Origin of the sequence: Virgisporangium aliadipatigenens, from assembly GCF_016863615.1 — a bacterium.
Lineage (GTDB): Bacteria > Actinomycetota > Actinomycetes > Mycobacteriales > Micromonosporaceae > Virgisporangium > Virgisporangium aliadipatigenens.
Map to the genome: position 1 here is coordinate 288,628 of NZ_BOPF01000004.1, position 23,196 is coordinate 311,823.

Consider the following 23,196-nt stretch of genomic DNA (forward strand, 5'->3'; position numbering starts at 1 on the left):
AAAACGGTGGGCGCCGGGCGCCATAACTGCAAGATCGGCGGGTCAGTCCAGGGCTAGGCGATAGCCGCGCTTCACGACCGTTTGGACGTAGCTGGGGCCGCCCAGTGCGGCCCGCAGCCGTGCCACGGCCATCTCGACCGCGTGTTCGTCGGCGCCGCGCGGCAGGACGCGGAGCAGGGCGGCGCGGCTGAGCACCTTGCCCTGCGCCTCGGCCAGCGCCTTCAGGACCGCCATCGGCCCCGGGGCCAGCGGCTTGAGCGTGCCGTTGACGACCGCCGCGTGGCCGCGCAGCGTCACCGTCGTGCCGGCCACGGCCAGGGTGGGAGCGCGCCTGGGCAGCTCCTCCACCAGGGCACGCACCAGTGCGCCGAGGCGCGCGCGCTCCGGGGCCACCACCGGGATGCCGCGGGACACCAGCGGCGCGGCCGTCACCAGACCCACGCACGCGGCGGTGACGTCGCCCCTGAGGCGTTCCAACAGATCCGGACCGCCGATGTCCAACAGCGAGGTGACGGCGGGCGCCGAGGTGAACGTCACCGCGTCCACCAGGCGGCCGTTGACCAGGTCCACCAGCCGGCGCAGCGGCGCCGGGTCGGTCGGCGGGCCCCACCGGTACACCGGCACCTCGAGCACGTCCGCCCCGGCCGTGCGCAGCGCCGCGCAGAAGTCCGGCTGCGGCTCCCCGTGCAACTGAACGGCGATTCGTTTTCCTGCCACGCCCATGCCGAGCAGGTAGTCGAGCACCTCGTCGGAGCTCTCCGACACCGGCGCCCAGTCCTCGACCAGCCCGGCCGCGCGGGCCGCGCCCTTCGCCTTCGGCCCCCGCGCCACCAGATGGGACGCGGCGAGCCGGGTGCGCAGCGCCTCCGCGAGGCCCCACCCCTCGGCCGCCTCCAGCCAGCCCCGCAGCCCGATCCCGGTCGTGGCGACCACCACGTCCAACGGCTTGTCCACGCAGGAGACCGTGGCCGCGCGCAGTTCGAGGTCGTCGGGCAGCGGCATGATCCGCAGCGCCGGCGCGACCACCACGCGGGCGCCCCGCCGTTCGAGCAGGGTCGCCAGCTCGTCCCGGCGGCGGTCGGCGGTGACGGCCACGGTGAACCCGGCCAGCGGTTCCGCCTCGGAGATCGGGAGCGCGGTAGCGGCCATCGTCATCCCACGCCCACTTCGACCAGCCCGTCGCGCACCCGCACCGGGTACACCGGCACGGCGACGCCGGGCTTGTCGAGGCACTCGCCGGTGCGCAGGTCGTACACCTCCTTGTACAGCGGCGAGGCGACCGTCGGAGCGGCTCCCCGGGTGCCGACGATCCCGCGCGACAGCACGGCCGCGCCGGTGATCGGGTCGACGTTGCCGATCGCGTGCACCGCCCCGTCGAAGAGGCGGAAGAGCGCGACCTGCGTCTCCCGGCCGATCAGCGCGGCGATGCCGCGTTCGGTCTCCAGCCGCCCGTAGGGGCAGACCGTCTCCCACTTCATCGCCATGCCTCGCACCTCATGTCACGCTCCCGGTTGGTGTCACGGTCCCGATCTGTAGCGGCACGATCTGGCCGCGTTCCCTCGTGAACTGGATCGTGGGGTCCGGCGTCTCCGGCGCGTTGACGAACGACACGAAGCGCGACAGCCGGACCGGGTCGTCGAGCGTGGCCTTCCACTCGTCGTGGTAGGAGCCGATGTGCTGGGCCATCATGGCGTCCAGCTCCCCGGCGATGCCGAGCGAGTCCGCGACGATCACCTCGCGCACGTAGTCGAGGCCGACCGCCTCGATCCACGCGGAGGTGCGCTGCAGCCGGTCGGCGGTGCGGATGTAGAACATGAGGAACCGGTCGACGTACCGGATCAGCTCCTCGGTGGTGAGGTCGCTCGCCAGCAGGTCCGCGTGGCGCGGGCGGAAGCCGCCGTTGCCGCCGACGTAGAGGTTCCAGCCGGCCTCGGTGGCGATGATCCCGAAGTCCTTGCCCTTGGCCTCGGCGCACTCGCGGGCGCACCCGGAGACGGCCGACTTGATCTTGTGCGGTGCGCGCAGCCCCCGGTAGCGCAGCTCCAGCGCGATCGCCAGCCCCACCGAGTCCTGCACGCCGTACCGGCACCAGGTGGAGCCGACGCAGGACTTGATGGTGCGCAGCGCCTTGCCGTAGGCGTGCCCCGACTCGAACCCGGCGTCGATCAGCCGCTGCCAGATCTGCGGCAGCTGCTCCACCCGGGCGCCGAAGAGGTCGATCCGCTGACCGCCGGTGATCTTCGTGTACAGGTCGAAGTCGCGCGCCACCTCGCCGATCGCGATGAGCTTCTCCGGGGTGATCTCACCGCCGGGGATCCGCGGGACGACGCTGTAGGTGCCGTTGCGCTGCATGTTGGCCAGGAAGTGGTCGTTGGTGTCCTGCAGCGCGGCCTGCTCGCCGTCGAGGATGTACTCGTTGTGCAGCGACGCCAGGATCGAGGCGACCACCGGCTTGCATATGTCGCAGCCCCGGCCGCCGGTCCCGTGTTCGGTGATGACCTGGGAGAACGTCCGCAGCCCGCGCACCTTGACGATGTCGAACAGCTCCGCGCGCGAGTAGCTGAAGTGCTCGCACAGCGACTTGTCGGCGACCACTCCCGCCTCGGCGAGCAGCTGCTTGAGCAGCGGCACACAGGAGCCGCAGGAGGTGCCGGCGCGGGTGCACGACTTGATCGCCGGAACGTCGCAGCAGCCCTCCGCGATGGCGCCGAGCACCTGGTCCTTGGTGACGGCGTTGCAGGTGCAGACCTGCGCGGTGCCGGGGAGGCTGATGTCGGCCTGCTCGCCGGCCGGGGCCAGCAGCGTCAGCGGCGCCGCCGGCAGTTCGCCGCCGAGGCTCGCCCGCAGCGTGGGATACGCCGATGCGTCCCCGACGAGAACGCCGCCGAGCAGCGTGCGCGCGTCGTCGGAGAGGACCAGCTTGGCGTAGACCTTGTTGGCCGGGTCGAGGTAGACGACGTCCAGTCGATCGGTGGCCGCTTTGTCCGGGGTCAGGGCGTCGCCGAAGCTCGCCACGTCGACGCCGAGCAGCTTCAGCTTGGTGGAGGTGTCCGCGCCGGGGAACGTCGCCGCCCCGCCGAGCAGCCGGTCGGCCACCACCTCCGCCATCGCGTACCCGGGCGCGACCAGGCCGTAGCAGCGGCCGCCGATCTCGGCCACTTCGCCGATCGCGTACACGGCCGGGTCGGCGGTGCGGCAGCCGTCGTCGACGATCACGCCGCCGCGGGCGCCCACCGGCAGCCCGGCCCCGCGGGCCAGGTCGTCGCGCGGGCGCACGCCGGCCGCGATCACCACGATGTCGGCCGGCACCCAGGCACCGGTGCTCAGCACCAGGCCGTTCGCGGGGGAGCCGGGGCGTTCCCCCCGGATCGCGGTGGTCGCCGCGCCGAGGTGGGTGACGACGCCGAGCTCCTCCACGTATTGCTTGAGAACGGCGCCACCGGCCTCGTCGACCTGCAACGGCATCAGCCGCGGCGCGAACTCCACGACGTGCGTGGCCAGCCCGAGCAGCCGCAGCGCGTTGGCGGCCTCCAGGCCGAGCAGCCCGCCCCCGATCACGGCGCCGACCCGCTTGCCGGCCGCGTACTCGCGGATGCGTTCGAGGTCGTCGAGGGTCCGGTAGACGAAGACGCCCGGCCGGTCGGCCCCCTCCACCGGCGGCACGAACGGGTACGAGCCCGTCGCGAGCACCAGTGCGTCGTAGGTGAGCATCTCGCGGGCGGTCGTCACCTTGCGCGAACCGGGGTCGATCGCGAGCGCGGGCTCGCCGAGCCGCAGATCGACCCCGGCCGGAACGTCGTAGCTCAGTTCCTCGGCGCTGACGCCGTCGAAGTAGGCCGACAGCCGCACCCGGTCGTAGGCCCGCCGGGTCTCCTCGGCGAGAACCGTGATCTCCCAGTCCCGGGTGGCCGCACGGGCAGCCAGTGATTCCAATAGCCGCTGACCGACCATGCCGTGCCCGACGACGACCAACTTCATGCCCACTACCTCCCGGGAAAGTCGCCGTCGGCAATAAGAGAATGGGTCGAGGCTGACGGCGTGCGGTTTCGCGATCGCGACCCAAATGTTTCGGACCTTTTAAGAGCCCCTCACAGCGAAGGGTTTGTCACACTCCGGCATACGCCAGGCTGGGGACGCGCTCGTTCAGCACCCGCTTGCGCAGGTAGCACCACCAGGTGACGACCAGGCAGGCGACGTAGAGCCCGAAGAAGACCGTGAACGCCGTCGATACCCCGCCGGTCGCCTTGATCGAGTCGCCGATCGCCCGGGGGAGGTAGAAGCCGCCCATGGCGCCGATCGCGCCGGCGATCCCCAGGGTGGCGGCGCTCTCCCGCTTCGCCTGGGCGAGCCAGTTGTCGCCGATCTTGCCGGCCTTGTGCGCCTCGGCCGCCTTCGCCGTGAAGATCGCCGGGATCATGCGGTACGTCGAACCGTTGCCGGCACCCGCCGCCGCGAACAGCACCAGGAAGGCGCCGAGGAACCCGGCGAAGCTGCGGTGGTCGACCGCGTAGATCACGCCGAGCGAACCCAGCCCCATGATCACGTACATCGCGGCCGTCACGCGCGCCCCGCCGATCCGGTCCGACAGCCACCCGCCGATCGGCCGGGCCAGCGAGCCCGCCAGCGCCCCGGTGAACGCCACCTTCGCCGACGCGTCCGGGAACTGCGTCTTCAGCAGCAGCGGGAACGCCGCCGAGTAGCCGATGAACGACCCGAACGTGCCGATGTACAGGAACGACATCACCCACGTGTGGGTCCGCTTGAGCGTGGTCAGCTGCTGGCGCACCGGTGCCTGGGCCACCCGCAGGTTGTTCATGAACAGGTAGGCGCACACGGCGGCGAGGAGCACGAACGGCACCCACATGAGCCCCGCGTAGACCAGCCCGGCGCTCACCACGATGGGCACGGAGAACTGCACGACGCTGGTGCCGAGGTTGCCGCCGGCGGCGTTCAGGCCGAGTGCCGTGCCCTTGGCCCGCTCCGGGTAGAAGAAGGAGATGTTCGTCATCGAGGAGGCGAAGTTGCCGCCGCCCAGGCCGGCCGTGGCCGCCAGCAGGAGCGCCAGTTCATAAGGCGTGCCCGGGTGGGTGACGACGTACATGAGGCCGCCGAGCGGGATCAGCAGCAGCAGCGCGCTGATCACCGTCCAGTTGCGACCGCCGAAGAAGGTGACCGCGAAGGTATAAGGAAGACGCATCAGCGCGCCGACCAGGTTGGGCAGCGCCACCAGCCAGAACTTCTGGTCCACGGTGTACGCGAAGCTCGCGGGCAGGGCCACGACGACGACGCTCCACAGCAGCCACGTGGAGAAGCCGAGGTGCTCGGCGAGGACGGAGAAGGCGAGGTTCCGGTTGGCGACACGCTTGCCCGTCGCGGCCCAGAACTCCTCGTTCTCGGGATCCCAGTCGGTGATCCAGCCGCGCCGCGCTGCGGGCTGCCCGGCCGATGCGGCCGGCGTGGGGGGTGCGGTGATGGTCATACGGGCAACGTAGGAACCGGCGTTTGCGGGAGCGTGTTACCGACGTACCCGCAGCGTCACCTTCCGCGCACACCGCCGAAACACCCGTGGTGAGATCCCCGGGGGGACCCGTTTTGACCCCTGGAAGGTAAGGCGAGTATCGTGGTCGGCTGTTGTGCGAAGTTGACGAGCGGAGCCGCGCGCTACGCTTGAGGCCGCTGCTTTTCCCGGTGGCGTTACAGCTCTCGCCCCGCAGCGCCCATCTTCGAAGGAATAGGTAGACCTGTGCGCACGTACAGCCCGAAGCCGGGTGAGATCGATCGTCAGTGGCACGTGATCGACGCCTCGGACATCGTTCTCGGTCGCCTGGCGACCCACGCCGCCACCCTCCTGCGCGGTAAGCACAAGCCGACGTTCGCCCCGCACGTCGACACCGGCGACTTCGTGATCGTCATCAACGCCGGCAAGGTCGCCCTCACCGGCAACAAGCGTCAGACCAAGATCGCCTACCGGCACTCCGGTTACCCGGGCGGCCTGAAGAAGGTCGGCTACGAGGAGCTGCTGACGAAGCACCCCGAGCGGGCCATCGAGAAGGCGGTCAAGGGCATGCTGCCGCACAACCGCCTCGGCAACCGCCTGATCAAGAAGCTCAAGGTGTACGCCGGTCCGGAGCACCCCCACCAGGCGCAGATGCCGCAGCCGTTCGAGATCAAGCAGATCGCGCAGTGAGCGCAGAGGAAGACACCGTGACCGAAGCCCTTGCCCCGAGCCCGGCGGCGTTCGCCCCGGCCGAGACCGCTCCGACGGCCACCGCCACCGCTACCGCTCCCACCACGCCGGCGCGTAACCGTCGCGGTGGTCTGATCCAGACCGTCGGCCGCCGCAAGGAGGCCATCGTCCGGGTCCGCCTCGTCCCGGGGAGCGGCAAGTTCTCGCTCAACGGTCGCGAGCTGGAGAACTACTTCCCCAGCAAGGTGCACCAGCAGCTCGTCAAGGAGCCGCTCGTGCTGACCGAGCGGGCCGAGCAGTTCGACGTCTTCGCCAACCTGCGCGGTGGCGGCATCACCGGCCAGGCCGGCGGCCTGCGGCTGGCGATCGCCCGGGCCCTGGTCGAGCTCGACATCGAGCACCGTCCGGTCCTCAAGAAGGCCGGCTTCCTCACCCGTGACGCCCGCGCCACCGAGCGCAAGAAGTACGGTCTGAAGAAGGCGCGTAAGGCCCCGCAGTACAGCAAGCGGTAACTACACTCAGCAGCGGCCGGGATTCCCCGATGGGACCCGGCCGTTCGCCGTATCCAGCTGCGGGAGGTTTGTGAAAGTGGGTCGTCTCTTCGGCACCGACGGTGTCCGTGGGCTCGCCAACGGCGACCTCACCCCGGAGCTGGCCATGTCGGTGGCAGCGGCCGCGGCCCGCGTGCTCGCGGACCTGGACCGTTCGCACCGGCCGGTGGCGGTCGTCGGGCGGGACCCGCGGGCCAGCGGCGAGATGCTGGAGGCGGCCGTCGTCGCCGGACTGACCAGCGCCGGCGCCGACGTGGTACGGGTCGGCGTGCTGCCGACTCCCGGCGTCGCCTTCCTGGTGGGCGAGCTCGGCGCGGACTTCGGCGTGATGCTCTCCGCGTCGCACAACCCGATGCCGGACAACGGGGTCAAGCTCTTCGCGGCCGGCGGCCACAAGCTTCCCGACGAGGTCGAGGACCAGATCGAGCGGTCGCTCTCCGCCCCGTGGTCGCGGCCGACCGGTGCCAAGATCGGCCGGGTGAACGACCTCAGCGACGGCGTGGCCCGCTACGTCGAGCATCTCGTGGCGGCCGCCCCGCACCGGCTCGACGGGCTGAAGGTCGTCGTCGACTGCGCGCACGGCGCCGCGTCGACCGTCGCGCCCGAGGTGTACCGGCGCGCGGGTGCCGAGGTGGTCGCGGTCTGCGCCGAGCCGGACGGCCTGAACATCAACGCCGGCTGCGGTTCGACCCACCTGGACGTGGTGCGCGCGGCGGTGCTGGAGCACGGTGCGCACCTCGGCGTGGCGCTCGACGGCGACGCCGACCGCTGCCTGGCCGTTTCGGGCGACGGTTCGGACGTCGACGGGGACCAGATCATGGCCGTTCTCGCGCTGGCGATGCGCGAGGCGGGCACGCTCACCGAGGAGACGCTCGTCGCGACCGTGATGAGCAACCTGGGGCTGCGCCTGGCGATGTCGGCCGCCGGCATCCGGCTGGTCGAGACCCGGGTCGGCGACCGCTACGTGCTGGACGAACTGCGCGCCAACGGGTTCGCCCTCGGGGGCGAGCAGAGCGGGCACGTGGTGCTGCCGGCGCACGCGACCACCGGCGACGGTGTGCTGACCGCGCTGCTGCTGATGGCCCGGGTGGCGCAGACCGGCCGGACGCTGGCGGATCTGGCGTCGGTCGTCCAGCGGTTGCCGCAGGTGCTGATCAACGTGACCGTCGGGGACCGCGCCAAGGGCGCCTCCGCCCCGGAGGTGCTGGACGCGGTGAAGGGCGTCGAGGCGGAGTTGGGCGGCACCGGCCGCGTCCTGCTCCGCCCGTCCGGCACGGAGCCTCTGGTCAGGGTGATGGTCGAGGCCGCCACCGAGGAGACCGCGCGGGACGCCGCCGAACGGATCGCGGCGGTCGTGCGGGTCGCGAGCCCCGTTCAGAAGTGAGACATCGCGCTCGGATGTAGCGGCGGCGGTTGATGTGTCGCCTCCGATCCGCATACGCTCGCGTCGATTTGACCGGTCGTGGCTGGAGGTGACGGGGATGCGGCGTTTCGTCGGCCTGGTCGTCGTCGTTCTGCTGGCGATCGGCGCCGGGTACGTCGCGAACCGCGCGCTGATCCAGGAGCCGCAGCCGGCCACCCAGGTGATGTCGCCGCTGATGCGCCGCGAACTGGTCGACCGCGTGGTGCGCACGCTGGAGATCGACGGCAAGGCGGGTCGGGTCGTGCTGCCGGTCGACCGGGTGCTGTGCGCGGCGCGGGTTTTCGGCATCGAGCCGGCGACCGCGGTGAAGGTGGTCGACGTGGACGTCGTCTACGCGCGCACGTACTGCGTCGAGGTGAAGCCGGACAACCAGGCCGGCGTGACGATCCTGGTGCCGATCGCGATGCACCTGGGTGCGACCGTCCGGGTGCAGCGGCCCGCGGACGGGCCGGCCCGCCAGGCCGACGTCGAGAACATCTTCCCGTCCCGGCTGCGTTACGCCGCCACGAAGGACGACCCGGTCGATCGCGTCCTGAAGGAGGACGTCGAACGCCGGTTCACCGAGCTGCCGCCGCTCAACTAGTGTTCGGGGTCATGCGGACCGTTGTGGTGACCGGGGCGTCCCGGGGGATCGGGCAGGCGACCGCGGAGGCGTTCGCGGCGCAGGGGTGCAACGTGGTGCTGACCTCGCGCAAGCAGGAGGCCCTCGACGCCGTCGCGGCGAAGATCTCGGCCGCCAGTCCGGACGTGGGGGTGCTGCCGGTCGCCGCGCACGCCGCCGAGCCGGAGCAGATCGCCGCGGTCGTCGCCGCCACGATGGAACGCTTCGGCGCCATCGACGTTCTGGTCAACAACGCCGGCACCAACCCGTACTTCGGGCCGCTGCTGGAGATCGACCCGGTGCGCGCCGAGAAGACCGTGCGCCTCAACCAGTACGCGCCGGTGGTGTGGGCGCAGCAGGTCTGGCGGGCCTCCATGGAGCAGAACGGCGGCGCGATCGTCAACGTCGCCTCGGTCGGCGGCGTGCTCACCGAGCCCGGCATCGGGTACTACAACGCCACCAAAGCCGCCCTGATCCACCTGACCCGGCAGTTGGCCGCCGAGTTGGCCCCGGGCGTGCGGGTCAACGGCGTGGCGCCGGGCGTGGTGCGTACCCATCTGGCCAAGGGGCTGTGGGAGAACCACGAGGAGTTCATCGCCGGCGCGTTGCCGCTGCGGCGGATCGGCGAGCCGGACGACATCGCCGGCGTGATCACGTTCCTGGCCGGGGAGGGTGCGCGGTGGCTGACCGGGCAGACCCTGGTGGTCGACGGCGGGGCGCAGGTCAAGTTCGGACTGACCTGAGCTGCTCGCGCAGGAGGTCCGCGAGGCGGTCGGGCACGCGTAGCGGGAGCATGTGGTCCGCTTTGTCGAGGGTGACGAGGCGGGCCCCCGGGATGCCGTGGGCTATGTGCGCTCCGATCGCCGCGACGGCGTCCAGGTCCTGATCGCCGAGCACCACCAGGGTCGGCCGCGCGATCTCGCCGAGCCGGTCGACGGCCGGGGGCTCCTCCACCTCCAGTTCGTCCCGCATGAACTGGGCCGCCTGGTCCACGATGATCCGCGCGACGTCGTCGGTCGGACACTCCCCGCCGTTGAACGACAGCGGCGCCCAGAGCCGCGCGATCTCCATGGCGAGCCGGTGCGCGTCGCCGGCTTCGGCGGCCGCCATCCGCCGCGCGCTGCCCGGCAGCGGCGGCCACGCGTACCCGGTGAGCCCCGGCGCCACGAGCGTCAACGACGACACCCGCCCCGGCTGCGCAAGCGCCACGTCGATGCTGGTCGCGGCCCCCTGCGACAACCCCACGAAGTGCGCCGCGGAAACCCCGGCCGCGTCGAGCACGGCCAGCGCATCCCCGACCAGCGAGTGCGCCGCGGCGGGCGCCGGCGACAACCCAAACCCCGGCGAGTCGTAGCGAACCGCCCGGTACCCCGCCGAGACGAGCGCCGGGACAACGAGATCCCACACCCGCCGATCGGCAACCCCGGCGTGCAACAGCAACACGGCCTCACCGTCGCCGACGGTTTCAGCGTGGATGCGGCCCCCGTCAACCGACAGCGTGTCCATGCGATCACGCTACGCCAAATCCCTGCACACGGAGGCGGCAGCGGAGCGGTCGAGCACGCCGCAGGCGGCTCGACCCGGAGCGGTGCGGCGGGAGCAGCGGTCGCGCCCACGACGGACGCACGACATAAAGCTCTTGATCTTTAAGGCCGTCAACGAGAAGTGAGCATAGGTGGTGCGCAAAACTACCCCTTGCGCGCATCACTCATGTTTGAATCTCGTGATAGCGTGCCGGGCATGTGTGGGATCGTGGGGTACGCCGGAGGTCGCCCGGCTCTGAGTATCGTGCTGGACGGCCTGCGCCGCCTGGAGTACCGCGGATATGACTCGGCCGGGGTCGCCATCCTGGATCCGGCGGACGCGCTGCAGATCGAGAAGCGCGCCGGCAAGCTCGCCAACCTGGAGAAGGCGCTGGCGGAGCACACCGGTCTCGCCGACGGCACCACCGGCATCGGCCACACCCGGTGGGCCACCCACGGCGGGCCGACCGACCGCAACGCGCACCCGCACCGGTCGAAGGACGGCCGCGTCGCCGTCATCCACAACGGCATCATCGAAAACTTCGCGCGCCTGCGGGTCGAGCTGGAGGCGCAGGGCGTCGAGTTCCTGAGCGACACCGACACCGAGTGCGCAGCCCACCTGCTCGCGGTCGAGCTCGCCGCGATGGAGGCCGCCGACGTCGACCACGGCCCGGCACCGGCCCGCCTCGCCGAGGCGATGCGGCGGGTGTGCCAGCGGCTGGAGGGGGCGTTCACGCTGCTCGCGGTCGACACCCACGCACCCGGTGCGGTCGTCGGTGCCCGGCGCAACTCCCCGCTCGTCGTCGGCGTCGGCACGGGGGAGAACTACCTCGCCTCCGACGTGAGCGCGTTCATCGAGCACACCCGCGACGCGATCGAGCTGGGGCAGGACCAGGTCGTCCTGATCACCACCGGCGCGATCACGATTACCGACTTCGACGGCAACCCGGTCGAGGGCAAGAAGTTCCACATCGACTGGGACGCCAGCGCCGCCGAGAAGGGCGGCTACGAGTACTTCATGGCCAAGGAGATCGACGAGCAGCCGCGCGCCGTCGCCGACACCCTCCTCGGCCGGCACTCCGAGACCGGCGAGATGACCCTCGACGAGGTGCGCCTCACCGACCAGGACCTGCGCGACGTCGACAAGGTGTTCATCGTGGCGTGCGGCACCTCCTACCACGCCGGCCAGGTCGCCAAGTACGCCATCGAGCACTGGACGCGCATCCCGTGCGAGGTGGAGCTGGCCAGCGAGTTCCGGTACCGGGACCCGGTGCTGGACCGCTCGACGCTGGTCGTCGCGATCTCGCAGTCCGGCGAGACGATGGACACCCTGATGGCGTTGCGGCACGCCAAGGAGCAGAAGGCGCGTGTCCTCGCGATCTGCAACACCAACGGCTCCACCATCCCGCGCGAGTCCGACGCGGTTCTTTACACGCACGGCGGGCCGGAGATCGCGGTCGCGTCGACGAAGGCGTTCCTCACCCAGCTCACCGCGTGCTACCTGGTGGGGCTGCACCTGGCGCAGGTGCGCGGCGTGATGTTCGCCGACGAGGTCGGGGCGGTGCTCGAGCGGCTCAACCAGATGCCCGCCAAGATCCGGGCCGTGCTGGACGCGATGGGACCGGTCCGGGAGCTGGCCGTCGATCTGGCCGCCGCCAAGAGCGTGCTGTTCATCGGGCGGCACGTCGGCTACCCGGTGGCGCTGGAGGGCGCGCTGAAGCTCAAGGAACTGGCGTACATGCACGCCGAGGGGTTCGCCGCGGGGGAACTGAAGCACGGGCCGATCTCGCTGATCGAGCCGGGGACGCCGGTGGTGTGCGTCGTCCCGTCGCCGCGGGGCCGCAGCGTTCTGCGCGACAAGCTCGTCTCGAACATCCAGGAGGTCCGCGCCCGCGGCGCGCGCACGATCGTCATCGCCGAGGAGGGCGACGAGGCCGTGGTGCCGTTCGCGGATCACGTGATCTTCGTGCCGCCGACGCCGACGCTGCTCGCGCCGCTGGTCACGACCGTTCCGCTGCAGGTGCTGGCGTGCGAGATCGCCTCCGCGCGGGGGCACGACGTCGACCAGCCGCGCAACCTGGCCAAGTCGGTCACCGTGGAATGAGTCGCTACTCCTAGGCTTTAGCGCGTGATCGTGTCAGTCGGGATCGACGTCGTGCTCGTCGACCGGTTCGCCAAGGCGATGGAACGCACCCCGCTGCTGGTGGACCGGCTGTTCACCGCCGACGAGCGGCAGACCACCTCGGGCAACCCGCGCTCGGCGGAGTCGCTCGCGGCGCGGTTCGCCGCGAAGGAGGCCGTCGCGAAGGCGCTCGGTGCGCCGGGCGGCCTGCACTGGCACGACTGCGAGATCGTCACCGACCCGGACGGGCGGCCGTGGCTCACCGTTTCCGGTACGGTCGCGGCCGTGGCGGCCGAACGCGGGGTTTCCCGATGGCATCTGTCCCTGTCCCACGACGGCGGCATCGCCTCGGCGATGGTGGTGGCCGAGGGCGGCTCATGAGCGCGCGGTCGGGGCGCGGCGGCGTCTGGACTGAGGAGCGCAGGGAGCGGAGCGACGAGGGAAGACGGCGCCGGAAGGCGCCCCGAGCGCTTGCGCGGGAAACACGATGAAGGGCGCGTGGCGGGTCTCCGACATCCGTTCGGCCGAGGCGGCGCTCATGGCGACGCTGCCGCCGGGCACGCTCATGAAGCGCGCCGCCGCCGGCCTCACCAAGCGGGTCGTGTCGCTGCTGACCGACCGCTTCGGCGGCGTCTACGGGCGGCGGGTGCTCCTCCTCGTCGGGGCCGGCGACAACGGCGGCGACACGCTGCTGGCCGGTGCGGCCCTGGCTCGCCGCGGGGCGGCCGTGTCGGCGCTGCGGCTGGCCGATCGGGTGCACGAGGAGGGCTGGGCGCTGCTGCTCGCCGCCGGGGGGCGTTCCGTGGCGGCGGTGCCGAGGACCGTCGACGTGGTGCTGGACGGGATCGTCGGCATCGGCGCCAAGGGCGGCCTGCGGGCGAATGCGGCGGCGGCCGTGAAGTCGGTGCGGCAGGCGCGGGCCGGCGACCGGGCGAGGCCGGCCGTGGTGGCGGTGGACGTTCCGTCTGGGGTGTCGGTCGACACCGGTGCCGTCGAGGGCGACGCGGTGCGCGCCGACGTGACGGTGACGTTCGGGGCGTACAAGCCGGCGCTGCTGGTGGGGCCGGCCGCGGTGCACGCCGGCATCGTCGAACTGGTCGACATCGGCCTGCGCCCCTACCTGACCGGCACGGCCGCCCTGCGGGTGCCCGAACGCGTCGACGTCGCCGCCTGGTGGCCGCGCACCGGCCCGCAGGACGACAAGTACCGCCGGGGCGTCGTCGGGCTGGCCACCGGTTCGGCGGACTACCCGGGTGCGGCGGTCCTAGGGGTGGCCGGTGCGCTGGCCGGCCCGACGGGCTACGTGCGCTACGCGGGGTCGGCCGCGCAGGCGATCCGGGACCGGTTCCCGACCGTGGTCTGCGCCGAACGGGTCGGCGACGCCGGGCGCGTGCAGGCCTGGGTCTGCGGCAGCGGCCTCGGCACCGACGGGCGCGCCCAGGCCGAACTGCGCGCCGTTCTGGCCGCGCCGGTGCCGGTGTGCCTCGACGCCGACGCCCTGAACCTCCTGGTCGACGGCTCCCTCGCCGGCCAGTTGCGGGACCGCCGGGCGCCGACGGTGGTGACGCCGCACGATCGGGAGTTCGCCCGGCTGGCGGGGGCCGATCCGGGGCCGGACCGGGTGGAGTCGGCGCTGCAGCTCGCCGCCCGCATGAACGCCGTCGTCCTGCTGAAGGGCGACCGCACCGTGGTGGCGACGCCGGGTGGCTTCGCCTACGCCAACCCGACGGGCTCCGCGGCCCTGGCCACGGCCGGCACCGGGGACGTGCTCGCCGGCCTGCTGGGTTCGCTGCTCGCGGCGGGGCTGGCGGCCGAGTTGGCGGCGATGGCGGCCGCCTACGTGCACGGGCTGGCCGGTCGGCGGGCCGCGGCGGACGGCCCCCCGAACGCCCTGCACGTCGCCGAGGCGTTACGCGAAACTCTCTCGAACGTGATCATCAAGTCGTAGGCTGCCGACGGCCGGCCGCCACGGGGGTTCCTTGCCGCCGCGCGTTTCACGCGTCCGCGACCGGCCCACTTCAAGCGGCTCGACCAAGGAAAACCATGAAGCGCGCCCTGCTGTACCCCGTCTTGCTCGCCGCCCTCGTGGCTCCGATGGCGGCCTGTGGCGACAAGGCGGAAAACGGCGGCACCTCCGCCGCGGCCCCGTCCGCCTCTCCCAGCCCGCAGCCGGCGGAGGTCCTCGCCGCGGCGGTCGGCAAGACCGAGAAGCAGAACCTGAAGTTCCAGTTGGACGAGGGCTCCGACCCGGTGGAGGGCACGTTCGACGCCGCCTCCGGCGGTTACACCCTCAAGGGCGGCGCCGGGGAGGACGCGTTCGACTTCGTGATCTTCCCGGGCGCGGTGTACATGCCGAACCCGGTCGCCGCCGACGGCACGTACCTCAAGATCGACGTGACGAAGCTGCGCGAGCAGTCGAGCCTGCGCCTGCTGGCCTCGCCGGCGTTCGCCGTGCCGTTCCTGTCGACGGCCACGGCCGTCAAGCAGGAGGCGTCCGGCACGTACAGCGGCACGCTCGACCTGACCAGGGTGGCGGCGTCGGCCGGGCACCCGAAGGCGCTCGCGGACCAGTTCGCGAAGGCGGCCGGGGACAAGGCGACCGCCGTGCCGTTCACCGCGCGGGTGGCCGACGGCAAGCTGGCCGAGTTCAAGGCCACGTTCCCCGCCGCGGACCAGGGCAAGGACCTGCCGTGGGTGATGCGGATCAGCGAGATCGGCGGCGCCGTCACGGTTGCCGCGCCGGCGGCGGCCAAGGTCAAGGACCTGCCGTCGAGCGGTTACGCGGACGTGTGATCTTCGACGTCTTTTTGACAGTTGAACAGGTCAACAAATTCATAGATCGAACGGTATTGTCCCCCGCGGTCGTGTGCCGCGGGGACGCCTTCTTTCTGTGACCGGTTCTGTTCCCCCGGGGTGGGAGCGACCCTGTCGTAGTTCCCGATGAAGGAAACATCCTGATGAAGCGCATTCTCGCGTTCGGTGCGACCCTGGTCGCGTTCACCCTGCCCGTCGCCGCGTGCGGCGAGAAGGCCGGCGGCGGTAACGGCACGGGTGCGGCGGCGTCGCCGAGCCCGTCGCCCTCGCCGAAGCCGGCCGAGGTGCTGGCCAAGGCGGCCGCCGCGACCGAGGGCAAGAACCTGAAGTTCACGCTGAAGTTCGAGGGCGAGACCGCCGACTGCGTGCACGACGCCACGAGCAAGGGCACCTCGATCACGGCCGGTACCGGTGACGAGAAGTTCGAGTTCCTCTTCTTCCCCGGCACGATCTACATGAAGAACATCCTCACCAGCGGCAAGTTCTTCAAGATTGACATGTCGAAGGTGAAGGCGACCTCCGACTTCAGGGTGCTCGAGGACCCGCTGTTCGCGCGGTCGTTCCTGGCCACGGCCACCGATGTGAAGGCCGACGCCGCGGGCGCGTACTCCGGCACCCTCGACCTGACCAAGGTCACCGGCGCCGCCAAGCAGGCCGCCGACGTCCTCGCCAAGGACGCCGGTGCCAAGGCGACCGCGATCCCGTTCACCGCCACGGTGGACGCGCAGGGGCGGCTCGCCTCGTTCACCACCACGTTCCCGGGCGCCGACGACGGCAAGGACATGCCCTGGGAGCTGAAGATCCAGGAGATCGGCGGGACCGCCACCGTGGCGCAGCCGGCGCCGTCGACCGTGACGGAGTTCCCCGCCTCGGAGTATGACGATCTGTGATCGCGAACAGGTAGGGAAAATGTGAGCTGAGTCGGCGGGTGGTCTTCCGTATCACCTGATGGCTACCCGCCGGTTAGGCTCGCTCCATGTGGCAGTCGGAGGTGCGCGTCGACCTCGACGCGGTGCGGGCGAATGTGGCCCTGCTGCGCACCCGCACCGCCGCTCAGATCATGGCCGTCGTCAAGTCCGACGGCTACGGGCACGGGATGGTGCCCTGCGCCCGGGCCGCCCTGGAGGCGGGCGCCACCTGGCTCGGCGTGGCCACGCTCGGTGAGGCGCTGGCGGTGCGCGCCGCCGGCATCACCGCGCCGATGCTCTCCTGGCTGCACGCGCCGGGCCTCGACTTCGCCGCGGGGATCACCGCGAACGTCGACCTGTCGGTCAGCTCACGCCGTTCCCTCGACGAAATCGTCGCGGCCGCCACGATCGTGGACCGTCCGGCCCGGATCCACCTGAAGATCGACAGTGGGATGGGGCGCGGCGGCGCGGCACCGGCCGACTGGGCCGCGCTGGTCGAGGCGGCCGCCAAGGCCCAGGCCGACGGGCACGTCGAGATCATCGGGGTGTGGAGCCACCTGGCCAGCGCCGACGACCCCGACCCGAGCTCGGTCGACCGCCAGCTGGCCGCCTTCACCGACGGGCTCGACGCGGCCGCCCGGCTCGGCGTCACCCCGCAACTGCGGCACCTGGCCAACTCCGCTGCCCTCCTGGCCCGCCCCGACACGCACTTCGACCTGGTGCGCCCCGGCCTCGCGGTCTACGGGCTGAGCCCGATCGCCGGCAACACCTTCGACCTGCGGCCCGCCATGTCGGTGCGGGCCCGGGTCGCGCTCGTCAAGCGGGTGCCGGCCGGGCAGGGCGTCTCCTACGGGCAGACGTACGTCACGCCGCGCGAGACGACCGTGGCCCTGATCCCGATCGGCTACGCGGACGGCGTTCCGCGGGCGGCCAGCGGGGTCGGGCCGGTGGCGCTCGGCGGCCGCACGCACACGATCGCCGGGCGGGTGTGCATGGACCAGTTCGTGCTCGACGTCGGGGACCTGCCGGTGCAGCCCGGCGACGTGGCCGTCCTCTTCGGCGGCAACGCCGGCGACCCGCACGCCGACGAGTGGGCGGCGGTCTGCGACACCATCAACCATGAGATCGTCGCCCGCATGGGCTCCGCGCGGGTGCCCCGGGTCTATGAGGGAGAGCGTGGCAGTTAAAGACTTCTTCAGCCGCAACGCCGGCATCATCGGCGCGGTGGCCGCGGTGGGGCTGGCCGCCGGCGGTGTGGCCGCGGGTGTGGCCGCCGACCGGTACGTCCGCCGCCGTCGCACGGCCGCCGACGATCCCCACGCGCAGGAGCCGTTCGGCGCGTTGCAGTCCGACGAGCAGTACGGCGTCACCACCTCCGACGGCGTCGACCTGTACGTCGAGGTGATCGACGGGCCCGGGCCGACGCTGCTGTTCGTCCACGGGTTCTGCCTCGACATGGGCACGTTCCACTTCCAGCGGCGCGCCTTCGAGGGCGTCTACCGGGAGGTGCTGTACGACCAGCCGGGGCACGGGCGTTCGGGACGGCTGCCCAAGGGCGAGTACACGCTGGACGCGCTGGGTGCGGGGCTGCGCGCCGTGCTGGACAAGGCGGCGCCGTCGGGCAAGGTGGTGCTCGTCGGGCACTCGATGGGCGGCATGACCATCATGGCGCTGGCCGAGCAGTCGCCGGAGCTGTTCGAGGACCGGGTCGCGGGCGTCGTGCTCATCTCGTCGTCGGCGGGCCGGATCAACGAGGTGACGTTCGGGCTGCCGGCGGTGTTCAGCCGGTTCAGCAAGCCGCTGCTGCCGGTGGTGCGCAGCGCGGGCCGGCTCACCACGTCGATGGCCGACGCGGCGCGGCGCGCCTCCAGCGACCTGGCCTGGCTGCTGACCCGCCGGTACGGGTTCGGGACCGAGAAGCCCAGCCCGGCCGTGGTGTCGTACGTCGAGAAGATGAACTCCACCACCTCGACCGAGGTGATCGCGCGCTACGTGCACACGCTGTACACGCACTCGCGGGTGCCGGCGCTGGCGGCGCTGCGCAGCGTTCCGGTGCTGGTGGTCTGCGGCGACACAGACCTGCTGCTGCCGCTGGCCTACTCCGAGGAGATCGTGCGGGAGCTGCCCGACGCGGAGCTGGTCGTCGTCGAGGGCGGCGGCCACGTCGCTCTCCTCGAGCACCCGGCGGCGGTCAACGACGCGATGAAAGCGTTCCTTGAGAGAATCACCTGATGCGACTGTCCACTGTGGAGGAGACCCGCGCCTTCGGTCTCCGGCTCTCCGAGGTGTTGAAGGCCGGGGACCTGGTGCTGCTCGCCGGGCCGCTCGGGGCCGGGAAGACCGCCCTCGCCCAGGGGATCGGTGCCGGGCTCGGCGTCTCCGGCGTCACCTCGCCGACGTTCGTCATCTCGCGGGTGCATCGCGACGGGCGGGTGCCGCTCGTGCATGTCGACGCGTACCGGCTCGGTGGGCGGCTGGAGTTGGACGATCTCGACCTCGATGCCTCCGTCGAGGACTCGGTCACCCTGGTCGAGTGGGGGGAGGGGGTCGCGGAGCAGCTCTCCTCCGACAGCTATCTGGAGATCCGTATCTCGCGCTCCTCCGACTCCGATGAAACGCGCATCGTCACCCTGATCCCGCACGGGGGCGATTGGTCTTCTCGTATTTGAAGGCTTTGATTTCGCAGGCCCGTCGGGGGCGTGACCGTTGCCTCCCGGGCCGCACCGCTGGGCCCTGCGGGCCTACGCTGTCCCGTCCGCGTGCAGTCGGGCTTCTGTTACCTCTGTCCGCGTCCCGCGATGTGGCTCGGGTGGGCGGGCGTTCGGGGCCGCTACCTGGCGGACTAATGTTGGCCGGTGCTTGTGCTTGTGCTGGATACCTCCACGCCTGCGGTGACGGCCGCCATTGCTGATGTCGCTTCCGGGGTCTCCGTGCTCGCCTCGCGGGTGACCGTGGACGGGCGGGCGCACGGGGAATTGTTGGCGCCCGCCGTGTCGGCCGTGCTGGATCAAGCGGGTGCCGGGCCTTCCGACCTCGCGGCCGTGGTCGCCGGGGTGGGGCCGGGGCCGTTCACCGGGTTGCGGGTGGGGCTGGTGACCGCCGTGGCCATGACGCAGGCGCTCGGGATTCCGGCGTACGGGGTGTGCTCGCTGGACGGGCTGGGGCGCGGCACCTCCGGGCGGGTGCTGGTGGCCACCGACGCGCGGCGCAAAGAGGTCTACTGGGCGGTGTACGCCGACGGGACGCGGGTCGAAGGGCCGGGCGTCGCGAAGCCCGCGGACCTCTCCGTCTCCGTCGACCGCGCGGTCGGGGACGGCGCGCTGCGCTACGCCGACGTGCTGGGTCTGCCGGTCGACGAGGAGCCGCGCTATCCCTCGCCTGCGGCCCTGGCGGCGAGGGCCGCGCGGCGAGTCCGGATGAAGGCACCGGGTGAGGCGTTGACGCCGCTGTACCTGCGCCGCCCGGACGCGGTGATCCCGGGTGAGCGCAAGCCCGCCCTGCGATGACCGCCGTCGAACGCCTGCGCTGGTGGGACATTCCGGCGCTGCTGCCGATCGAGGAGGACCTGTTCGGCCCCGAGAAGTGGTCGGCGGGCATGTTCTGGAATGAGCTGGCCAACGGCCACTACTACCGGGTGGTGCGCGGTCCCGACGGCGGCGTGGACGGGTACGGTGGCCTGGCCGTCGTCCCACCCGACGAGGCGTGGGTGCAGAACATCGCCGTGCGCCGGGACGTTCAGCGCGGGGGGATCGGCACCGCGCTGCTGCGGGACCTGCTGGGCGAGGCCGCCCGTCGGGGGATCCCGCGGGTGCTGCTGGAGGTCGCCGTCGACAACGCGCCCGCGCAGAAGCTCTACGCCCGGCACGGGTTCGAGGGGATCGGCGTGCGCAAGGGCTACTACCAACCGAGCAATACGGACGCATTGGTGATGCTTCGTGAAGACTGAACCCTTGGTTCTCGGCATCGAGACCTCGTGCGACGAGACAGGGGTCGGCATCGTGCGGGGGTACACCCTGCTCGCCGACGCGCTGGCGTCCAGTGTGGACGAACACGCCCGCTACGGCGGCGTGGTGCCCGAGGTGGCCAGCCGCGCCCACCTGGAGGCGATGGCGCCCACGGTGGACCGGGCGCTGGCCGACGCCGGCGTGACCCTGTCCGATGTGGACGCGATCGCCGTGACGGCCGGTCCCGGGCTCGCCGGCGCCCTGCTCGTGGGTGTGGCGGCGGCCAAGGCGTACGCGCTGGCGGCCGGCAAGCCGCTGTACGGCGTCAACCATCTCGCCGCCCACGTCGCCGTCGACACGCTGGAACACGGGCCGCTGCCGGAGCCGGCCGTGGCGCTGCTGGTCTCCGGCGGCCACTCGTCGCTGCTGCGGGTCGACGACCTCACGGGCGGCGTGGTGCCGCTGGGCGCGACGATCGACGACGCGGCCGGGGAGGCGTTCGACAAGGTGGCGCGCGTGCTGGGGCTGCCGTTCCCGGGCGGGCCGCCGATCGACCGGGCGGCGCGGGAGGGGTCGATCACGATCCCGTTCCCGCGCGGGCTGACCGGGCCGCGGGACCTGGCCGAGCACCGGTTCGACTTCTCGTTCTCCGGGCTCAAGACGGCGGTGGCCCGCTGGGTCGAGGCGCGCGAGCGCGCGGGCGAACCGGTGCCGGTCAACGACGTGGCGGCGAGCTTCCAGGAGGCGGTCTGCGACGTGCTGACCGCCAAGGCGGTGGCCGCCTGCCAGGAGCACGGCGTGCAGACCCTGGTGGTCGGCGGCGGCGTGGCGGCCAACAGCCGGCTGCGCGCACTCGCCGAGGAACGGGCCGCGAAGGCGGGGATCACGGTGCGGGTTCCCCGGCCGAAGCTGTGCACCGACAACGGCGCGATGGTGGCGGCGCTCGGATCGAGACTGGTCTCGGCGGGTATCGCTCCCGGGAAGCTGGACCTGCCCGCCGACTCCGCGATGCCGATCACTATGGTCACGACGTAACAGGGGACTTGCGTCGATGGAGCGGAACATGATCGTGCGGATGTGGGAGGTGCGCGCCCATTCGGAGGCGTTCCCGGAATTGCTCTCCTGGGTGTGTGATCACGCGTTGACGGGTGTCGAAGGTCATCCGTCGCATGTGGAGAGTGAGATCTTCTCCTCGACGGATCACCGGATTGTGATCATTAGTCGTTGGCACCGCGATCCGCTGGATCTTCCCGAGCCGCCGAAGCACCTTGTGCGCAGTAGTCCGCATATTTGGGAATTCACCAAGGTCGATCGATGATCATCGGTTCTTGACAGGTGAAATGGCAGATCCACCTTGTGGAAACATAGTGCGATCGACACGTTTCACACCGTAACGTCGGCGGCTTATGAAGGATCTGCCCGTCGCCGACCCCGGCGAGCCTGATCATCGCAACGCGACCCGCTATTTGATCTGGCTGGCGCGCACCCAGGCGGCCACTCTGGCCGGCGGGGTGGCTTTCGGCATCGCGTGGATGGCCGCACCGGCGTTCATGCCGGCGGTCATCGGGCGCGCCGTCGACGCCATCGCGGCCGGCGACCAGGGGGACCTCTCGGAAGCCACCGCCGTGCTGATCGGCCTCGGCTGCCTGCAGGCGGTCGCCGGCATCATGCGCCACCGGTTCGCCGTGACCAACTGGCTCAGTGCCGCGTACCGCACCGTCCAGGTGACCGTCCGGCACGCCACCCGGCTCGGTGCGACGCTCACCCAGCGGGTCGCCGCCGGCGAGGTCGTCGCCATCGGCACCTCCGACATCGGGCAGCTCGGCAACGCCATGGACGTGACCGCCCGCGCCGCCGGGGCGATCTTCGCGATCGTCGTGGTTACCGTGCTGCTGCTGTCCGTCTCGCTGCCGCTCGGGCTCGTGGTCGTCGTCGGGGTGCCGGTGCTGATGGGCATCGTGGCCGTGCTGCTGCGGCCGCTGCACCGGCGTTCGCAGGAGTACCGCGAGCTCACCGGCGACCTGACCAACCGGGCCGGGGACATCGTCGCCGGCCTGCGGGTGCTGCGCGGCGTCGGCGGCGAGTCGGTTTTCGCGGCCCGGTACCGGGAGCGCTCTCAGGAGGTCCGCGCCGCCGGCGTCAACGTCGCCCGCGTCGACTCCGTGCTCAAGGCGGCCCAGATCCTCGTGCCCGGCCTGTTCGTGATGCTGGTGACCTGGCTCGGTGCGCGGTTCGCGCTCGACGGGCGGATCAGCGTCGGCGAACTGGTCGCGTTCTACGGGTACGCGACGTTCCTGATCATGCCGCTGCGCAATCTCACCGAGGCCGCCGACCGGCTCATCCGCGGACACGTGGCCGCCCGGCGGGTCGTGCGGCTGCTGCAGCTCACCCCGGAGGTGACCGACCCCGAACAGCCCCTGCCGATGCCGCCCGACGGCGACCTGCACGATCCCGAGTCCGGGGTGCACGTGCGCGCCGGCGGCGTCACCGCGATCGCCGCCGACAACCCCGCCGACGCGCAGCGCATCGCCGACCGCCTCGGTCGCTACGACCCCGACAGCCGGGTGCTGCTCGGTGGCGTTCCCCTGAGCAAGCTGCCGGTGGCGGCGGTCCGGGAGCGGATCCTCGTCGCCGACAACGACGCGCGCCTCTTCAACGGACCCCTGCACGCCGAGCTGGGCGGCCCCCGCGACCGCCTGCCCGGGGCGCTGCACGCCGCCAGTGCCGGCGACGTGATCACCGCGCTGCCCAAGGGGCTCGACACGCCGATCGTCGAACGCGGCCGGGAGTTCTCCGGGGGCCAGCAGCAGCGGCTGCGGCTGGCCCGGGCGCTCCAGGCCGACCCGCCCGTCCTCGTTCTCGTCGAGCCGACCAGCGCGGTCGACGCGCACACGGAGGCGCGCATCGCCGCGCGCCTGGCCGGGCACCGGAGGGGACGGACCACCGTCATCTGCACCACGAGCCCGCTCCTGCTCGACCGCGCCGACTACGTCGTCCACGTGGTCTCCGGCCGGGCGGCCGCCGAGGGACGCCACCGGGAGCTGCTCGAACGCTCACCCGCCTACCGCGCGACGGTCGGCCGCCAGCCATAAGCGGGCGCCGCCACCGAGTACCGCCAGATCA

General features: G+C 71.8%; 23 protein-coding genes. 18 read left to right on the top strand and 5 right to left on the bottom strand.

Annotated features, from left to right (window positions below; genetic code table 11):
- Window positions 1-42 precede the first annotated feature (42 nt).
- From Val02_RS07970 to Val02_RS07985, 4 genes are all read right to left on the bottom strand, one after another.
- Window positions 43-1,149 carry a uroporphyrinogen-III synthase gene (locus Val02_RS07970; RefSeq protein ID WP_203898419.1) on the bottom strand — a complete coding sequence of 369 codons (1,107 nt, stop codon included), beginning with the start codon at window positions 1,147-1,149 and terminating at the stop codon, window positions 43-45.
- 2 nt (window positions 1,150-1,151) lie between these two features.
- Window positions 1,152-1,478 (bottom strand): nitrite reductase small subunit NirD, encoded by a 327-nt coding sequence (gene nirD / locus Val02_RS07975; protein WP_203898420.1) that lies wholly within the window; start codon window positions 1,476-1,478, stop codon window positions 1,152-1,154.
- A gap of 16 nt (window positions 1,479-1,494) precedes the next feature.
- Window positions 1,495-3,978: a nitrite reductase large subunit NirB gene (gene nirB, locus Val02_RS07980; protein WP_203898260.1), complete on the bottom strand. Its 2,484-nt coding sequence runs from the start codon at window positions 3,976-3,978 to the stop codon at window positions 1,495-1,497.
- 127 nt (window positions 3,979-4,105) lie between these two features.
- Window positions 4,106-5,479 carry an MFS transporter gene (locus Val02_RS07985; RefSeq protein ID WP_203898261.1) on the bottom strand — a complete coding sequence of 458 codons (1,374 nt, stop codon included), beginning with the start codon at window positions 5,477-5,479 and terminating at the stop codon, window positions 4,106-4,108.
- A gap of 264 nt (window positions 5,480-5,743) precedes the next feature.
- Between Val02_RS07985 and rplM the strand changes: the two genes are divergently transcribed.
- The 5 genes from rplM (at window position 5,744) to Val02_RS08010 (ending at window position 9,505) form a co-directional block, all read left to right on the top strand.
- Entirely contained in the window at window positions 5,744-6,187 is a 444-nt protein-coding gene (gene rplM, locus Val02_RS07990; RefSeq protein ID WP_203898262.1) for a 50S ribosomal protein L13, read from the top strand.
- 17 nt (window positions 6,188-6,204) lie between these two features.
- Window positions 6,205-6,699, top strand: coding sequence for a 30S ribosomal protein S9 (rpsI, locus tag Val02_RS07995; RefSeq protein WP_203898263.1), 495 nt, complete (start codon window positions 6,205-6,207; stop codon window positions 6,697-6,699).
- 76 nt (window positions 6,700-6,775) lie between these two features.
- Window positions 6,776-8,122 carry a phosphoglucosamine mutase gene (glmM, locus tag Val02_RS08000; RefSeq protein ID WP_203898264.1) on the top strand — a complete coding sequence of 449 codons (1,347 nt, stop codon included), beginning with the start codon at window positions 6,776-6,778 and terminating at the stop codon, window positions 8,120-8,122.
- 97 nt (window positions 8,123-8,219) lie between these two features.
- Window positions 8,220-8,744, top strand: a complete 525-nt coding sequence (locus Val02_RS08005; protein ID WP_203898265.1) for a hypothetical protein — start codon at window positions 8,220-8,222, stop codon at window positions 8,742-8,744.
- Between the two features lie 11 nt (window positions 8,745-8,755).
- The gene (locus Val02_RS08010; protein WP_203898266.1) at window positions 8,756-9,505 is read left to right on the top strand and encodes an SDR family oxidoreductase; all 750 of its coding nucleotides are present in this window, start codon (window positions 8,756-8,758) and stop codon (window positions 9,503-9,505) included.
- Here the strand turns inward: Val02_RS08010 and Val02_RS08015 are convergent.
- Window positions 9,486-10,268, bottom strand: a complete 783-nt coding sequence (locus tag Val02_RS08015; protein ID WP_203898267.1) for an alpha/beta fold hydrolase — start codon at window positions 10,266-10,268, stop codon at window positions 9,486-9,488. The genes Val02_RS08010 and Val02_RS08015 overlap by 20 nt on opposite strands.
- 234 nt (window positions 10,269-10,502) lie before the next feature.
- Here Val02_RS08015 and glmS point away from each other — a divergent pair, with 234 nt between their 5' ends.
- The 13 genes from glmS to Val02_RS08080 all read left to right on the top strand — a co-directional run bounded on the left by glmS (window position 10,503) and on the right by Val02_RS08080 (window position 23,165).
- Window positions 10,503-12,389 carry a glutamine--fructose-6-phosphate transaminase (isomerizing) gene (gene glmS, locus Val02_RS08020; protein WP_203898268.1) on the top strand — a complete coding sequence of 629 codons (1,887 nt, stop codon included), beginning with the start codon at window positions 10,503-10,505 and terminating at the stop codon, window positions 12,387-12,389.
- A 24-nt stretch (window positions 12,390-12,413) separates the two neighbouring features.
- Complete coding sequence (locus Val02_RS08025) at window positions 12,414-12,788, top strand: holo-ACP synthase (protein WP_203898269.1); 375 nt, start codon at window positions 12,414-12,416, stop codon at window positions 12,786-12,788.
- A gap of 106 nt (window positions 12,789-12,894) precedes the next feature.
- Window positions 12,895-14,355, top strand: coding sequence for an NAD(P)H-hydrate dehydratase (locus Val02_RS08030; RefSeq protein WP_203898270.1), 1,461 nt, complete (start codon window positions 12,895-12,897; stop codon window positions 14,353-14,355).
- Window positions 14,356-14,450: 95 nt separating this feature from the next.
- Entirely contained in the window at window positions 14,451-15,200 is a 750-nt protein-coding gene (locus Val02_RS08035) for a hypothetical protein (RefSeq protein WP_203898271.1), read from the top strand.
- 164 nt (window positions 15,201-15,364) lie between these two features.
- The gene (locus Val02_RS08040) at window positions 15,365-16,111 is read left to right on the top strand and encodes a hypothetical protein (protein WP_203898272.1); all 747 of its coding nucleotides are present in this window, start codon (window positions 15,365-15,367) and stop codon (window positions 16,109-16,111) included.
- An 86-nt stretch (window positions 16,112-16,197) separates the two neighbouring features.
- Window positions 16,198-17,316, top strand: a complete 1,119-nt coding sequence (gene alr / locus Val02_RS08045; protein WP_203898273.1) for an alanine racemase — start codon at window positions 16,198-16,200, stop codon at window positions 17,314-17,316.
- A complete protein-coding gene (locus tag Val02_RS08050; RefSeq protein WP_239152541.1) occupies window positions 17,306-18,361 on the top strand; it encodes an alpha/beta fold hydrolase in 1,056 nt (351 codons plus the stop codon). Before alr ends, Val02_RS08050 begins: the two co-directional genes overlap by 11 nt.
- A complete protein-coding gene (tsaE, locus tag Val02_RS08055) occupies window positions 18,361-18,798 on the top strand; it encodes a tRNA (adenosine(37)-N6)-threonylcarbamoyltransferase complex ATPase subunit type 1 TsaE (protein ID WP_203898275.1) in 438 nt (145 codons plus the stop codon). The genes Val02_RS08050 and tsaE overlap by 1 nt, the downstream gene beginning before the upstream one ends.
- A 186-nt stretch (window positions 18,799-18,984) precedes the next feature.
- Complete coding sequence (gene tsaB, locus Val02_RS08060) at window positions 18,985-19,635, top strand: tRNA (adenosine(37)-N6)-threonylcarbamoyltransferase complex dimerization subunit type 1 TsaB (RefSeq protein ID WP_203898276.1); 651 nt, start codon at window positions 18,985-18,987, stop codon at window positions 19,633-19,635.
- The gene (gene rimI / locus Val02_RS08065; protein ID WP_203898277.1) at window positions 19,632-20,075 is read left to right on the top strand and encodes a ribosomal protein S18-alanine N-acetyltransferase; all 444 of its coding nucleotides are present in this window, start codon (window positions 19,632-19,634) and stop codon (window positions 20,073-20,075) included. Before tsaB ends, rimI begins: the two co-directional genes overlap by 4 nt.
- Window positions 20,065-21,108: a tRNA (adenosine(37)-N6)-threonylcarbamoyltransferase complex transferase subunit TsaD gene (gene tsaD / locus Val02_RS08070; RefSeq protein ID WP_203898278.1), complete on the top strand. Its 1,044-nt coding sequence runs from the start codon at window positions 20,065-20,067 to the stop codon at window positions 21,106-21,108. Before rimI ends, tsaD begins: the two co-directional genes overlap by 11 nt.
- 28 nt (window positions 21,109-21,136) lie before the next feature.
- The gene (locus Val02_RS08075; RefSeq protein WP_203898279.1) at window positions 21,137-21,391 is read left to right on the top strand and encodes a hypothetical protein; all 255 of its coding nucleotides are present in this window, start codon (window positions 21,137-21,139) and stop codon (window positions 21,389-21,391) included.
- An 88-nt stretch (window positions 21,392-21,479) separates the two neighbouring features.
- On the top strand, window positions 21,480-23,165 hold the full coding sequence (locus tag Val02_RS08080) for an ABC transporter ATP-binding protein (RefSeq protein WP_203898280.1): 1,686 nt from the start codon (window positions 21,480-21,482) through the stop codon (window positions 23,163-23,165).
- Window positions 23,166-23,196 lie beyond the last annotated feature (31 nt).

Coding starts and splice junctions, on each gene's coding strand:
- Val02_RS07970 (WP_203898419.1), bottom strand. CDS start 1,149: ATGGCCGCTACCGCGCTCCCGATCTCCGAGGCGGAACCGCTGGCCGGG.
- nirD (WP_203898420.1), bottom strand. CDS start 1,478: ATGAAGTGGGAGACGGTCTGCCCCTACGGGCGGCTGGAGACCGAACGC.
- nirB (WP_203898260.1), bottom strand. CDS start 3,978: ATGAAGTTGGTCGTCGTCGGGCACGGCATGGTCGGTCAGCGGCTATTG.
- Val02_RS07985 (WP_203898261.1), bottom strand. CDS start 5,479: ATGACCATCACCGCACCCCCCACGCCGGCCGCATCGGCCGGGCAGCCC.
- Val02_RS08005 (WP_203898265.1), top strand. CDS start 8,220: ATGCGGCGTTTCGTCGGCCTGGTCGTCGTCGTTCTGCTGGCGATCGGC.
- Val02_RS08010 (WP_203898266.1), top strand. CDS start 8,756: ATGCGGACCGTTGTGGTGACCGGGGCGTCCCGGGGGATCGGGCAGGCG.
- Val02_RS08015 (WP_203898267.1), bottom strand. CDS start 10,268: ATGGACACGCTGTCGGTTGACGGGGGCCGCATCCACGCTGAAACCGTC.
- glmS (WP_203898268.1), top strand. CDS start 10,503: ATGTGTGGGATCGTGGGGTACGCCGGAGGTCGCCCGGCTCTGAGTATC.
- Val02_RS08030 (WP_203898270.1), top strand. CDS start 12,895: ATGAAGGGCGCGTGGCGGGTCTCCGACATCCGTTCGGCCGAGGCGGCG.
- Val02_RS08035 (WP_203898271.1), top strand. CDS start 14,451: ATGAAGCGCGCCCTGCTGTACCCCGTCTTGCTCGCCGCCCTCGTGGCT.
- Val02_RS08040 (WP_203898272.1), top strand. CDS start 15,365: ATGAAGCGCATTCTCGCGTTCGGTGCGACCCTGGTCGCGTTCACCCTG.
- alr (WP_203898273.1), top strand. CDS start 16,198: ATGTGGCAGTCGGAGGTGCGCGTCGACCTCGACGCGGTGCGGGCGAAT.
- tsaE (WP_203898275.1), top strand. CDS start 18,361: ATGCGACTGTCCACTGTGGAGGAGACCCGCGCCTTCGGTCTCCGGCTC.
- rimI (WP_203898277.1), top strand. CDS start 19,632: ATGACCGCCGTCGAACGCCTGCGCTGGTGGGACATTCCGGCGCTGCTG.
- Val02_RS08075 (WP_203898279.1), top strand. CDS start 21,137: ATGATCGTGCGGATGTGGGAGGTGCGCGCCCATTCGGAGGCGTTCCCG.
- Val02_RS08080 (WP_203898280.1), top strand. CDS start 21,480: ATGAAGGATCTGCCCGTCGCCGACCCCGGCGAGCCTGATCATCGCAAC.